The following is a 14248-nucleotide window of genomic DNA, read 5'->3' as shown; positions in this document are numbered from 1 at the left end:
TGGAAGTCGCCTCTGCTAAAGTTAAGCCAGTTGTGTGTTCTGAACTGTTGAGGTTCACTACTTAAAACTATAGTTGTGCAGCAAGTTTATCCAACGCTTCACCCGTAACACGATTTACAGTCCATTCATCCATAGGTTGTGCTCCAAGAGATTGGTAAAAGTCGATGGCGGGTTTATTCCAATCCAATACCCACCACTCTAGGCGACCACAGTTTAGTTCCTTGGTAAGTGAGGCCAAATACCCCAAGAGTATTTTGCCTAAACCTTTGCCGCGCATATCGGGTTGCACGTACAAATCTTCTAAATAAATACCGGGACGCCCTAGAAAGGTGGAAAAATTATGGAAATACAATGCAAACGATACAGGCTTACCATTATATTCACCAATGATTACTTTAGCGTGAGGTGTTTCACCGAATAAGTTTTGTTTGAGTGTGGTTTCGTCTGCGACTACTTCATGCAAGAGTTTTTCGTAATCTGCTAATTCTTGAATAAACCTTAGTATAAGTGCTGTGTCTTCAATGGTTGCTGAGCGAATAGTAAAATTAGGGTCGCGGCTTTGAGTGAACATTTAATTATTTTTGTCTTAGTTGTTTTTTATTCCAGCATGCTATACCAATCAGCATGAAAGACACACTCCATATTGGCCAATCACCAAACAAACGGTAAGGAGTATACCCCTCCACTTGTTGGATAACATCACTTAGTACAGCAGCTTCGAACTGAGGTAGTCTACTTTGAATTCGACCTTGGTGATCGATAAAGGCAGTGATGCCGTTATTGGTTGCACGTAACACAGGTAACCCAAATTCTTTGGCCCGCGCTTGAGCAATTTCTAAGTGTTGGGCTGGGCCATGAGAGCCGCCAAACCAAGCATCGTTACTCACAGTGATAATAAAGTCTGTGTTGGAATATAGGTTGGCAGATATTTGGCGAGGAAAAGCGATTTCGAAGCAAATTGCCGGAGCAAAGTGATAACCTTTTGCCTCTAAATTTGCTTGTTGATAATCACCGCGACTAAAGGATGACATAGGCAAGTCGAATATCGGTGCTAAACCACGTATCCAATCTTCTAATGGGATAAACTCACCTATCGGCAGTAAGTGATGCTTGGCAAATCGATTACCATGAAAGTAATAGTAATGACCGCGAGGAGTGTCATTATTATCTTCATTTGTATGTCTTTGGCCTAAACCAATTAAGTTGTTGTAGGCTTCTCGGGTTTCAAAGTTGTAATTAACAATACCCGTGATTAACCCTGTGTTCGTATGTGCGGCTAAGTTATCTATTTCACTGAGATAATCTGCGGCCACGGGTTCAAGTTTAGGGATCGCCGCTTCTGGCCAGATGATAACGTCATTATCCCAATGATCAGCCGTCATGGTTTTGTATTTGTTCATAGTTGGTTGGTCTTGTTCCGGGGTCCAGCGCAAGGCTTGTTCTATATTACCTTGAACCATGGCAATACGCGCAGTTTCACCGCTTGGTTTAGCCCATTGATACCGATTTAACGCTAGCCCAGATATGAAAAACATCGTGACTATAATGACACTTGAAAGCCATTTTTTAGCCGTTAGGCTTATAGCAATTGCCGTGCAAATGAATACAAGTAACCCTGAAACACCAAACTCTCCAATAACTGGAAACCATCCTGCAAGTGGGCCTTGAATTTGGCTATAACCCAAAGAAAGCCAAGGGAAACCGGTTAGCAACCAACTTCTTAACCATTCAACCATTAACCAAATAAAGGGTAGGGCAAGAGGCCATAGTTTACGTGAAAAGTACTTAGTGAGGATATAACAACTTAACGCAGGGAATAAAGCTAGATATGCGCTTAGCAGAAGCATCAGTGTTATAGAGCCAATCAGTGGGATCCCACCAAAATCGGCAATGCTTACATGCACCCAGCTCACACCTGCACCAAACCAGCCTAAACCAAAGGCAAAACCTAGTTTAAAGCCTTGTTTGGGCAATGAGTTGCTTAGTAAGTAAATAAAGCTAGTGAGGCTTAGAAATGTAACAAACCAAAATGAAAACGGCGCGTAAGCCAATGTAAGCAACACACCACAAAGACAAGTAACAAGCAGTTTTAGAGGGAATGAGACGTTACGTCCATTGTATGTGATGCTCAGAGCTATTCTTCTGTTTCTGGTAATGTGACTTTTAACTGCAGCAAACGCCTTTTATCTGAGTTAGTCACCTTAAATTTAATCTCATCAATAGTCACTTTTTCGTCACGCTGTGGCATATGACCAAACGCTTTTAACACTATCCCACCTATGGTGTCTGCTTCTTCTTCATCAAATTTAGTTTCGAAAAACTTATTAAAATCTTCTAATGATGTGAGGGCTTTAACTGAGTAAGTGTACTTATTAAGTGGACGAATACCATCGTTCTCATTTTCTTCCACGTCATGTTCGTCTTCAATTTCACCGACTATTAATTCAAGGATATCTTCAATAGTCACCAATCCTGACACACCGCCATACTCATCTACTACTATGGCCATGTGATAGCGTTTTTGTTGAAACTCTTTAAGCAACACGTCTACACGTTTACTTTCGGGGACAATAACGGCCGGACGAAGAATATTTTTTAGCTCAAGATCTTTCCCAGATACGAAGGCATATTCAAGTAAGTCTTTAGCCAGCAAAATACCTTCAATATGGTCTTTGTCTTCGTTAATAACAGGAAAGCGGGAATGGGCAGAGTCTAAGAGGATAGGTAGAAACTCTTCTACACTTTGGTCAATATCAATGGTACGCATTTGTGCTCTTGGGATCATAATCTCCCTGACACGCATTTCGCTCACTTCCATCACTCCTTCAATCATGGCTTTAGTTTCAGGGTTAATGACCTCGCGTTGTTCTGCGTCAGTAATGACCTCAAACAACTCTTCCTTATTTTTCGGCTCTCCCGTAAAGGACTGGACTATTTTCTCAATCCAGCCTTTGTTGGCAGAACCGTTAGTAGATGGGGGGGTATCTTCGCTCATGATCTCGTTATTTAGGTTAGTTTTAGTAAAGCATTAAAGCTTTATGAATAATTCACAATGCATCATTAATGATTTTGGTAGGGGTCGTCAATGCCTAATTTTTGTAATATAGCAATTTCAATACCTTCCATTTCTTCCGCATCTTGATCTTCAATGTGGTCATAACCAAGCAAATGCAAGGTGCCATGTATCAACATATGTGCCCAGTGATGAGCCAGAAGCTTGTTTTGTTGCTGAGATTCTAGTTTGACTACTTGTGTGCATACCACAATATCCCCTAAAAAATCACTTATAGATTCATCCATATGGACACCGTCAGGCATGACTAGTTCAGGCATTTCAAAAGGGAAGGACAACACATTAGTTGACTTGTCTTTACCACGATATTGTTGATTAAGCTGTTGGATTTCTGCTTCGTCAACAATACGCACCGTGATTTCTTTTTTATTAAGCTGCTGGTGAGACAACAACGTATCTAGCCATAATTGCATATCCTGTTGTTTAGGGATATCGGCACTATCACTGGCAAGTTGTAAGTCTAAAATGGCGCTCACCGGATTTTCACTTAGTGGGATCTTGATGTTTATTGACAATGACTTCACTAGAAAGCGCTTCTTGTTGCGCTTTTTTTTCTAAACGCTCTTTTTCTTGTTTGCCTTCATATTCTTCATAAGCCATAACAATACGCCCTACAACTGGATGACGTACCACATCATTGGCACTGAAGAAGTTGAAAGAAATATCGTTAACATCTTTTAATACTTCTATGCAATGGCGTAAACCTGAACGTACACCACGAGGTAAATCTACTTGAGTTATATCACCAGTGATCACCGCCTGAGAATTAAATCCGATACGGGTTAAGAACATTTTCATTTGTTCTACTGTCGTATTCTGTCCTTCATCCAAAATAATAAAGGCATCGTTTAAGGTACGACCCCGCATGTAGGCTAATGGCGCCACTTCGATAACACTGCGTTCAATTAACTTTTCAACTTTTTCAAATCCTAGCATTTCAAATAAAGCATCATAAAGAGGGCGCAGATACGGGTCGACTTTTTGAGACAGGTCGCCAGGTAAAAAACCTAGTTTTTCACCTGCTTCTACCGCAGGTCGAGTCAATAAAATACGCCGCACTTCTTGACGTTCTAATGCTTCTACCGCACAAGCAACAGCTAAATATGTTTTACCGGTGCCAGCAGGGCCCACACCAAAGCTAATATCGTGATTAATGATATTGCTAACGTATTGCGACTGATTGGGGTTACGAGGTTTAATTACCCCACGTTTAGTTTTTATATGGACTTCTTTACCATATTGTCCGGCCTCGGCTCGCTCCAAACATTTTGCCTCTTGAATAGCTAAATGTACTTTGTTTGGTTCTATATCAGGGATCACGCCACGAATGGGTTGAGTTTCCATATACAGTAACTTCAGTAGTTCTGCTGCACCGCTAGATTGTTGCGACTGTCCCATCACTTTAAATTCGTTGTTACGGTAAGTTATTTCTACACCCAAACGACGTTCAATTTGTTTGATATTGTCATCTAGTGGCCCACACAAACTGGATAAACGTTTGTGGTCTGAGGGCTCTAATACAATTTCACTGCTTAAAAGGTTGCTCAAATGGTTACTCTCTTTAATTTATAGATTTGTTGGCATAGGTATTAATACTAAACGACAGCGACTTGACCGACACCTAAGTCGTCAACTTTATTTGGGTTTTTAGCTAAAATAGTGTGTGGTGCCAATTCATTGCGTAAGTCCATCTGATCTTCAGTTCTGATCACATCACCTCTTAATGAATTAGCGAACACATCGGTTATTTTAACATCAACAAATTGACCAATCATTTTGTAGGAACCTTCAAAGTTCACCACTCGATTGTTTTCAGTACGTCCAGATAACTCCATTGGATTCTTTTTGCTTGGACCTTCTACCAAAATACGTTGTTCGGTGTCCACCATATTGCGGGCAATGCGTAATGCCTGCTGGGTGATACGTTGTTGCAACAAACTCAAACGTTGTTTTTTTGTCTCTTCGGTCACATCATCGGGTAAATCAGCTGCCGGTGTGCCGGGTCGTGCGCTGTAGATAAAACTAAAACTTAAGTCAAAGTCCATGGCTTGAATTAAGTCCATTGTTGCTTCAAAGTCAGCGTTAGTTTCACCAGGAAAACCGATTATAAAATCAGATGACATACTTAAGTTTGGTCGGATTTTTTTAAGCCTTCTAATTTTAGATTTATACTCGATGGCAGTATGACCACGCTTCATCAAGTTTAAAATACGGTCTGCCCCAGATTGTACCGGCAGATGTAAGTGATCAACCAGTTCTGGGATTTGTGCATATGCATCAATAATATCGTCAGTAAACTCTACCGGATGTGAAGTAGTATAACGAATACGATCGATACCATTGATAGACGCGACCAATTCTAATAACTCAGCAAAAGTACAGATACTACCGTCGTAATTTGGGCCACGAAACGCATTCACGTTTTGCCCCAACATATTAACTTCACGAACGCCTTGAGCCGCTAGCTGCGCAATCTCTAATAAGACGTCATCTACTGGGCGACTCACTTCTTCACCCCGAGTGTAGGGCACTACGCAAAATGTACAGTATTTAGAGCAGCCTTCCATAATCGAAACAAACGCGCTTGGGCCATCTGCCTTGGGCTCGGGTAAGCGGTCAAACTTTTCAATTTCTGGAAAACTAATATCGATGACGGATTTACTACCACCTTTAATTTGATTTATCATTTCTGGTAAGCGATGCAGAGTTTGGGGACCAAACACCAAATCAACAAAAGGCGCGCGTTTGCGGATAGTCTTGCCTTCTTGTGAGGCCACGCATCCACCTACACCAATAATAAGCTCAGGTTTGTCTTTTTTAAGGTTTTTCCAGCGACCTAATTGATGAAATACTTTTTCTTGAGCTTTCTCACGAATTGAGCAGGTATTGAGCAATATGATATCGGCGTCTTCAGCTGTGTCTGTGGCTTGATAACCATGAGTCGAGTTCAAGAGGTCGGCCATTTTCTCCGAGTCATACTCGTTCATTTGGCAACCCCAGGTTTTAATAAATAGCTTTTTTGTCATAGCGGATCGTATTTACCTTTGGCAATCATTTTGTGCTGTCACTTAAAAGATATGAAGTCTTAATAAGTCACTAAAATCGAACCTGTGATCTTACGTGTTATTTGAACTAATCGCTACTTTTACACGAATTATATGCCTAATAAATACTCAGTAAACAGCGAATAATTGAATCACCAGTCTACAAAACAAATTTATTGACGGCTGGTGCTTTTCATATACCCACAAATTGCTTTGCTTGGTATGCTGTTCATCAATTGAAACTCAAAAATATTAAGACCTCTACATGCAAAATATGCAAATTAAACAAAACTTACAGAAACTCGCCATTGGTAATATTGAAGTGGCTAATGACAAACCTTTTGTGCTTTTTGGCGGCATGAATGTGCTGGAGTCTAGAGATATGGCAATGCGTATTGCTGAACATTATAAAGAAGTAACCCAAAAACTGGGTATTCCTTATGTGTTCAAAGCATCATTTGATAAAGCTAATCGTTCATCTGTTAATTCTTACCGTGGCCCAGGAATGGAAGAGGGGCTAAAAATATTTGAAGAAATCAAACAAACCTTCAATGTGCCCTTGATAACAGATGTTCACGAGACCCACCAAGCAGCTCCGGTTGCAGAAGTAGTGGATGTGATTCAATTACCTGCATTTTTGGCTCGTCAAACTGATTTGGTTGTAGCGATGGCAAAAACTGGCGTAATTATTAACGTGAAAAAACCACAATTTTTAGCGGCTCACGAAATGCGTCATATCATCACTAAATTTGGTGAGGCCGGGAATGATAAGATTATCTTGTGTGAACGAGGCTCTTGTTATGGCTATAACAATCTAGTGGTCGATATGTTGGCTATGGATGAGATGAAAGCGTATGCACCTGTTATTTTTGATGCGACCCATGCTTTACAAAAACCTGGTGGGCGAACCGATTCAGCAGATGGTCGCCGTGCTCAAGCAGCACAACTTGCCAGAAGTGGAATGGCTTTAGGGATTGCGGGGTTGTTCATTGAAGCACATCCTAATCCTAATCAAGCTAAATGTGACGGGCCTTGCGCTTTGGCTTTGGATAAATTAGAACCGTATTTACAACAAATGAAAGCATTAGATGAATTGGTTAAAGGATTTGCGCCGCTAGACACCAGTGCAGATTAATAAATAGATATGAGTGAATGCTGTTGTAAGTTTTGCTGTGCTAGGCTCCATCAACCATATGCGGCAGGCTTATGACATGAGATCTATCATGGTGTTCCCAGCACGTGAGGTCCCGCACAGCGATAACTTACTAATAGGTGTTAACAAGCCGCTCTAACTTAAATAAATAATTACTTAATCAGCTATGACTACTTTGAACTTGAATTCTGGTAGGCTCACATTTTGTACCAGTTCGTTGGTTTGGGATTGAAGTGTTTCGATACCAAGTTGTTTAACAACATCTAATTTAATTGCAGGAGCTTGAACATTCTCTAGCATCATATTGATGTTGTTGACAATTTCGGTTTCAATATTTATTCCTATTGAACTTTCAAGTTGCATCGTAGAACGATTAGCACCTAATTTTGCTTCAGCAGTTTGAGAAAAAAGTACCGAGACTAAAATAGCCATTATTGTATAAGTTGTTTTCATTTTGTTAACCTTTAGTTTAGTAATGTAAAATAATAAGTGTTTTTTGTTTCATAAATCAGATTTGTGATTGTTATCTATTGTTTTAAAACAATAAATATTTACCACGAAGCGGATTCTACACTCTCGTTAATATCTAATAAAATGACTTTTTGTATGCTTGTAGATTAGAAAAACTAATGCTTTAATGGTGCTTAGAATATAATATATTGATAGCTTACTTATGAACCGCAGATTACCTCCTCTAAATTCCCTTAAAGCTTTTGAAGTAGCGGCCAGACATCTCAGTTTTACTCGCGCAGCAGATGAACTATTTGTTACTCAAGCAGCTGTCAGCCATCAAATAAAAGCATTAGAAGAGTTTTTATCCATGAAACTTTTTGTGCGCAAAAATCGTTCGTTGTTTTTGACTGAAGAAGGCCAGAGCTACTACCTTGAATTAAAGGATATTTTTCAGTCACTAAATAATGCAACTGAACGATTAGTTGCAAAAGGCGGAAAAGGTGCCATCACAGTAGCGCTACAGACAAGTTTTGCAATTCAGTGGTTAGTACCTAGGATCAGCAAATTTAGTCAGTTAAACCCGGATATAGATCTTCGAATTAAAGCGGTAGATGGCGATGAAGGGTTTTTAACCGATGATGTAGATGTTGCTATTTATTTTGGAAAAGGTAAATGGTCAGGTCTGGCAGCAGATAAGTTGCATACCGAATATCTCACTCCTATGTGTTCCCCTCTATTAATCCAAGGGGGTAAGCCTCTAAAGAAATTGGACGATCTCTCACAACATACGTTATTGCATGACTCATCTAGAGACGCTTGGCAGGAGTGGATACGACATTTCAACGTATTGGGGGTGAATGTTAATCATGGCCCGATCTTTAGTCATTCGCTGTTAGTTCAGCAAGTGGCTGCGTTGGGGCAAGGGATCGCTCTAGGATACAGTTTTTTAGCTAGACCAGAAATTGAAGCGGGGCGCTTAATATGCCCATTCGAAGAAAAGTTAATTACTAGAAGTGCTTATTATTTAGTTTGTCATCAATCTCAGGCTGATCTAGGTAAGATAACTGCATTTCGTGAATGGTTATTGGCACAAGTAAAAGAAGAGCAAGATGATCAATACTTTAATTAATACAGCTCAAAACCCAATCGCGACCTTTGTTTTTGCCCATGGAGCGGGTGCTGGGCAAAATAGTGAATTTATGCAGCTGATGGCCGAGGGCTTGGCCAAACACAATATTAACGTAGTGCGTTTTAATTTTGCTTATATGCAATTGGCCGAGGACTTGGGTAAAAGGCGACCACCCGATAGGGCCGAAAAATTACTGGTTCACTTTACAAAGGTACTCAGTGAAATTGACAACAGGTTACCCATCTTTATTGGTGGAAAGTCGATGGGTGGTAGGATGGCCAGTATGTTATTGCAAGAGTCGACTGCGTTAGGTTGTATATGCATGGGATATCCCTTTCATCCTCCGAATAAGCCAGATAAATTACGCACTGAACATTTATTAGCAATTAATAAACCCGTATTGATTATACAAGGCGAGCGAGACAGCTTTGGTACCCGTGAAGAAATCGGCACGTATCATTTATCTGCACAGGTTCAAGTAAACTATTTAACGGATGGTGATCATAGTTTTAAACCGCGCAAAGCTTCTGGCCACAACTTAGGAGAAAATTTACATAAGGCAATTGAGCATAGCGCTGCATTTATCAGAACGCATCTCTAAGTTATTAACATTAACATGATCGGTGGAATTGACATGTATCACCCTGTTTAATCCAGAATTTACATTTAGACTATCATCAGACACAAATATCGCTACCTAACTATCTTGTTTAGCCGGTGAACGCTTCGAACATCTCCCTCAAACTAATTTAATTATCGCTCTGCTTTTCTTAAAAGCTTAATTTTAATGCAATATTAATGACACAAAAATAACTCATTATTCCTTATGACGTAGGCGGCTTTGAGCCAAAAAACTAGAACTGCGTCTGATTCTATTTATCTAATAATTTGAAAGGGTTTTTATGAGTAAGTTGCCGATATTGATATTCAGCTTAAGTACCATTGGTGTGTTAATTTCTCATGCAGTTAAAGCTGAGAGTAGAGAAGGTGGTATTGAAAAGATTACCGTTACAGCGCAGCAGCGCGAACAATTTATTCTGGATGTGCCTGTCACTATGGATGTTATCCAAGGAGAGTTTTTAGATCGTACCAACACCACAGAATTAGATGACTTATCCCGTTTTTTACCTAATGTTGTGATCCAAGAGCAAGGTGTGAGCTTGCCATCATTTAACATTAGAGGCATTACCGACGATTCAGCCAGTGTTACTTCGACACCGCGTATTTCTGTTTATCAGGATGGTATTGACGTCAGTAAGAAAACAGTAGCGAGTGTGGGCTTATATGATATTGACCGTATTGAAGTCTTAAAAGGTGCTCAACCAACATTATTCGGCGCAGCTGCTGCAAATGGCGCTATTAGCATTATCTCTGCTCTTCCTTCTGATAAGTTTGAAGCGAGTGTAAGACTGGCTACAAACACTGAGGGGGCACTGGAATTCCGCGGTATGGTCAACACCCCTATTAACGATATTCTGGCATTTCGTTTAGCGACGATGTACCGAGAACAAGATGGCATTATTGAAAACAAAGGGTGTGGACCTGACTCTTATAATCCTTCTGGCTTTATTACCGATCAAAATGGTGTGTCTCAATCGTGTGCAGGAGGAGATTTAAATGGAGTATCGGTCGAAGCAGTCAGAGCTACTCTAAGAGCTGATTTCGAACATAGCAACGTTGTACTGCGTGCATCTATAGAAAATAATGATCAGCCTGGCATATCTTTCAAAAGTGGCTCGATTGCACCGCTAAACGGAGATACTAGCCCTTTTTCTGCAGCAGAGCTAGGTTTCGGTTCATTGATTGGTATTGATCGAGAATTGCAATCTTATGATGTCGCAGTGACCCATTATTTTAGTGATAGTTTAACGTTAACTGCCAATGGCTATGTTAAAAATGTAGAAGTAGAAGAGTATTTTGATGCGGATGGTACTGGGTTACGTATCCAAGATGCATTTTTCGAAAACAATGCTGATTTATCTGGATTCGGTGCACGTTTGGTATATACCCCAGATGGACCTTTTGCAGGTTTTATTGGTTTTTCCTCTACAAAGGACGAGTCGATCCTTCCCTTTGTGCAGTTGGTTGATCCTGTTTTACGCGGTGCTCTTGACGCAAAGTTAGCTGAACTTGCGGTTCAATTTCCTAATGTTTCTTTGATCAATGATGTACGCACTGACGCAACTATTGAAGAAACCGCTGCAGTGAGACAGTTGTTAATTGCTTCTTTATTTAATGCAGACGGAACGCCTATAAGTGATCCATCTACTTCGACTACAACGATCAATGGGCCGTTCGTTTTTGAAGGTAATTTGGATATTAACTCTTTTGTTGTCGAAGGTACTTATGATTTGACTGACGATTTAGCTATTACAGCTGGCGTGCGCTACATAGATGAAACACGATTTTCGAAAGATACATTTTTCAATACATTTAGCGCATCTGCTGAAGAGAATTTTACAGCAACGCTACCGCGAGTATCTTTGAATTATAACTATTCAAATAATATGTCAATTTACTTCAATTATGCAGAAGGTCGGCGTTCACCTGTGGTGGATGCAAATGCTTTTGGAGAAAATTCTATTGTCGAAGCCGAAACCGTAGACAGTTATGATATTGGACTGAAGTATTATGCTAAAAACCTGTCATTCACTGCGGCACTATTTGCTTACACCTATCAAAATTTTCAGCAAAGCTTTACCGATAACCAAACATTAGAAAGTCAAACTGTGACTGTGGGCGATTCGAATATGTTTGGCTTTGAATCTACCCTTGATTACGTGTTTGATGATAGTTTGCGGGTAGGGGCAAACTTAGGTTTATTGGATGCCGAGTTTGACAAGAATACAAATGTTGGTTCAAGGTTTGATTATGGTGGTAATACTTTCCGATTAGCACCAGAACTGAGCGCAGCGTTTTTCTTTAATAAGTCGGTCAAGATACAGCATTTCGATGTTGCATTTGATTTAATAAGCTCTTACCAGACGAAGACCTTTTTTGAGAGCAGTAATCGTCCTGATTTAGCGCAAGATGCTTATTGGCTTACAGATGTATCTATCAAGTTGAGTAAAGAGAACAGTCCTTGGAAAGTCGAATTATACGCCGATAACTTGTTAGATGAAGATTATATCATCGATGCAGGAAACACCGGCGGTGGTTTCGGTTTACCGACATTTGTTGCGGGTATGCCCTTTATTGCGGGTGTTCGTGTGTACGCAGACTTTTAGACAATATCAAAAACATAGTTTTATATGAGAGAGGATAAAGGTTATTGTCTATTCTCATATTTTGACAAATAGTCTTTTACCTAGATTTAACCATACAGCATCAACAAAATTGTTGCTATTGAGTGCCATGTCGCCTGGCATGAACACTCAATAGTAGGCAAATAACGTATTTGATAACTAACAAGGCCTGATTTTGTTATGATCACCTTTTATGCAAACACACAACAGGGTGTTTGCTAGATATCAATCTATCTTATGAGTCAATTTCTGATGAAAATCCTACTAAGTCTCGCTGCTTGCAGCGCTTTGATATCAGTTGTTTTAGGTGCATTCGCGGCTCACGGCCTCAAAAGTAAGTTATCTGAAACACTTTTAAACACCTTCCAAACAGGTGTGCAGTATCAGATGTATCACAGCCTCGCTTTAATATTGTTAGTTATTTTGTATCGCCAAATGCCGCAATCATTACTTTTTTACAGTGCAGGCTTTATGTTTGCGGGTATTATTTTGTTTAGCGGAAGTTTGTATATGTTGGCGCTCACCCAGATTAAATGGTTTGGACCGATCACGCCGATTGGCGGGGTTTGTTTTATTGTTGGTTGGGCATTGTTGGCAGCTGCAGCTCTAAAAGGAGCGAGTTAATGGCTGGATTATTGTTGTATTGCCGCAGTGGTTTTGAAAATGATGTAGCGAATGAAGTGCAAGAGAAAGCCACCCAATTGGAGGCGTTTGGTTATGCGAAAACTAAAGCTAACAGTGGCTTTGTTTTATTTAATTGTTATGAGGAAGAACATGCTGAGTTATTAGCAAACAAGCTAATATTCAACAACTTGATTTTTGCACGTCAGCAATTTGCTTGTAAACAAATGATTGAAGAAATGGATGTTGCAGACCGTATTACTCCACTTTTAGACGCTTGCGAAGGCTTTCCGTTATGTGGTGAGTTACGGGTTGAATATGCCGATACAACAGATGGCAGGGAACTGTCGAAATTATGCAGAAAGATAAGCGTGCCCTTTAGGCAAGCTCTACGTAAGAAGAACAGGTTAACTGCCAAGGATAATATCAAGAAACCTGTATTACATGTGTTTTTCACCAAAACTGATAAGGCCTATATCGGTTATTCATTTACACATAATAACTCACCTTTGGCGTTAGGTATCTTACGCTTGAAGTTCCCCCATGACGCGCCAAGTCGTTCTACCTTGAAGCTTGATGAAGCGTTTCAGACGTTTATCCCCAAAGAAGAACATGACGTGCGCCTGCAAGGTGGTTTATACGCCGTTGACTTGGGTGCTTGTCCAGGTGGATGGACCTATCAACTTGTACAGCGAGGCATGTTTGTGCAAGCAGTTGACAATGGTGCTATGGATGCTGCATTAATGGAAACAGGGCAGGTGACCTATTGCCCTGAAGATGGGTTTAAATTTCAGCCTAAGAAGAAAAATGTTTACTGGTTAGTCTGCGATATGATTGAGCAACCTCAACGTGTAGCCAAACTCATGGCTAGTTGGGTAGCAGACGGCCGCTGTAAGGAAGCCATGTTTAATCTTAAGTTACCCATGAAAAAACGCTATGAGTCTGTGCAGGGAGCCTTAGCGATTATTGAAGAGGTAATGCATGCTCAACAAGCAGGAAAATACATTTTGCAGGCTAAGCATTTATATCACAACAGAGAAGAGGTGACAGTGCATTTGAGGCTAAAATAAAACTGGATAAGATATAAAATAGAAAATGATTTATTGATCAAGTGAAATAGTAAAGTCTTCAGATAATTCGAAATCACCAGTTACTTCAGCTACCTTGTCATCAACAAACTTTATGGTCAGGTCTTTGCGAAAGTCTTCACCACGTTGTTTCATACCGCGTTTCATTTGATATAAGTAATACCAGGTATCATGATCAAATGCGTCTTCTAAAACAGGTTTACCTAACACATACACAACCTGTTCTTTGGTCATGTCTATTCTAAGCTTTTTAACATCTTTATCATCCAAAAAGTTACCTTGAGGTACATCAATTCGGAAAATCCAATCAGCACAGGCTGACAACATCATGGTGGCGGTTAATATAACCAGTAAATTCTTAAACTTCATTGTTACTCAATATCTCTGCGTGTAAAAAAGCGAAAACGGATAAATGCGAGAGTAACTCACATTTATTAAGCGA

At 40.1% G+C, this 14248-nt stretch carries 14 protein-coding genes; 6 read left to right on the top strand and 8 right to left on the bottom strand.

Features of this window, described 5'->3' with window-relative positions; genetic code table 11:
- Nucleotides 1-67 precede the first annotated feature (67 nt).
- The 6 genes from C427_RS13080 to miaB all read right to left on the bottom strand — a co-directional run bounded on the left by C427_RS13080 (nucleotide 68) and on the right by miaB (nucleotide 6099).
- A complete protein-coding gene (locus C427_RS13080) occupies nucleotides 68-571 on the bottom strand; it encodes a GNAT family N-acetyltransferase (RefSeq protein WP_007641684.1) in 504 nt (167 codons plus the stop codon).
- A 4-nt stretch (nucleotides 572-575) separates the two neighbouring features.
- Nucleotides 576-2087, bottom strand: a complete 1512-nt coding sequence (gene lnt, locus C427_RS13075; protein WP_081589060.1) for an apolipoprotein N-acyltransferase — start codon at nucleotides 2085-2087, stop codon at nucleotides 576-578.
- Nucleotides 2088-2134: 47 nt separating this feature from the next.
- Nucleotides 2135-2995, bottom strand: a complete 861-nt coding sequence (locus tag C427_RS13070) for an HlyC/CorC family transporter (RefSeq protein ID WP_007641690.1) — start codon at nucleotides 2993-2995, stop codon at nucleotides 2135-2137.
- Between the two features lie 65 nt (nucleotides 2996-3060).
- Nucleotides 3061-3549: an rRNA maturation RNase YbeY gene (ybeY, locus tag C427_RS13065; protein ID WP_007641691.1), complete on the bottom strand. Its 489-nt coding sequence runs from the start codon at nucleotides 3547-3549 to the stop codon at nucleotides 3061-3063.
- 7 nt (nucleotides 3550-3556) lie between these two features.
- Nucleotides 3557-4621: a PhoH family protein gene (locus C427_RS13060; protein ID WP_007641692.1), complete on the bottom strand. Its 1065-nt coding sequence runs from the start codon at nucleotides 4619-4621 to the stop codon at nucleotides 3557-3559.
- Nucleotides 4622-4668: 47 nt separating this feature from the next.
- Nucleotides 4669-6099, bottom strand: coding sequence for a tRNA (N6-isopentenyl adenosine(37)-C2)-methylthiotransferase MiaB (gene miaB, locus C427_RS13055; protein WP_034900062.1), 1431 nt, complete (start codon nucleotides 6097-6099; stop codon nucleotides 4669-4671).
- Between the two features lie 283 nt (nucleotides 6100-6382).
- Here miaB and kdsA point away from each other — a divergent pair, with 283 nt between their 5' ends.
- A complete protein-coding gene (gene kdsA / locus C427_RS13050; protein ID WP_007641694.1) occupies nucleotides 6383-7252 on the top strand; it encodes a 3-deoxy-8-phosphooctulonate synthase in 870 nt (289 codons plus the stop codon).
- 174 nt (nucleotides 7253-7426) lie between these two features.
- Here kdsA and C427_RS13045 read toward each other — a convergent pair whose 3' ends face one another.
- Nucleotides 7427-7723 carry a hypothetical protein gene (locus C427_RS13045; protein WP_007641695.1) on the bottom strand — a complete coding sequence of 99 codons (297 nt, stop codon included), beginning with the start codon at nucleotides 7721-7723 and terminating at the stop codon, nucleotides 7427-7429.
- Between the two features lie 220 nt (nucleotides 7724-7943).
- On the opposite strand from C427_RS13045, the gene C427_RS13040 reads away from it, so the two are divergent.
- From C427_RS13040 to rlmM, 5 genes are all read left to right on the top strand, one after another.
- Nucleotides 7944-8852: a transcriptional regulator GcvA gene (locus C427_RS13040; RefSeq protein WP_007641696.1), complete on the top strand. Its 909-nt coding sequence runs from the start codon at nucleotides 7944-7946 to the stop codon at nucleotides 8850-8852.
- Nucleotides 8833-9453, top strand: coding sequence for an alpha/beta family hydrolase (locus C427_RS13035; protein ID WP_007641697.1), 621 nt, complete (start codon nucleotides 8833-8835; stop codon nucleotides 9451-9453). Before C427_RS13040 ends, C427_RS13035 begins: the two co-directional genes overlap by 20 nt.
- A 301-nt stretch (nucleotides 9454-9754) precedes the next feature.
- Entirely contained in the window at nucleotides 9755-12079 is a 2325-nt protein-coding gene (locus tag C427_RS13030) for a TonB-dependent receptor (RefSeq protein ID WP_007641699.1), read from the top strand.
- Between the two features lie 270 nt (nucleotides 12080-12349).
- The gene (locus C427_RS13025; RefSeq protein WP_007641701.1) at nucleotides 12350-12721 is read left to right on the top strand and encodes a DUF423 domain-containing protein; all 372 of its coding nucleotides are present in this window, start codon (nucleotides 12350-12352) and stop codon (nucleotides 12719-12721) included.
- Nucleotides 12721-13788, top strand: a complete 1068-nt coding sequence (gene rlmM / locus C427_RS13020) for a 23S rRNA (cytidine(2498)-2'-O)-methyltransferase RlmM (RefSeq protein ID WP_007641702.1) — start codon at nucleotides 12721-12723, stop codon at nucleotides 13786-13788. The genes C427_RS13025 and rlmM overlap by 1 nt, the downstream gene beginning before the upstream one ends.
- A gap of 30 nt (nucleotides 13789-13818) precedes the next feature.
- Here rlmM and C427_RS13015 read toward each other — a convergent pair whose 3' ends face one another.
- Nucleotides 13819-14175, bottom strand: a complete 357-nt coding sequence (locus C427_RS13015; RefSeq protein WP_007641703.1) for an outer membrane protein assembly factor BamE — start codon at nucleotides 14173-14175, stop codon at nucleotides 13819-13821.
- Nucleotides 14176-14248: the final 73 nt, after the last annotated feature.

Origin of the sequence: Paraglaciecola psychrophila 170 (genome assembly GCF_000347635.1) — a bacterium.
Classification (GTDB): Bacteria; Pseudomonadota; Gammaproteobacteria; order Enterobacterales; family Alteromonadaceae; genus Paraglaciecola; species Paraglaciecola psychrophila.
Note: the sequence above shows the minus strand (reverse complement) of the source record. Positions and strands in the feature narration are given on the sequence as shown.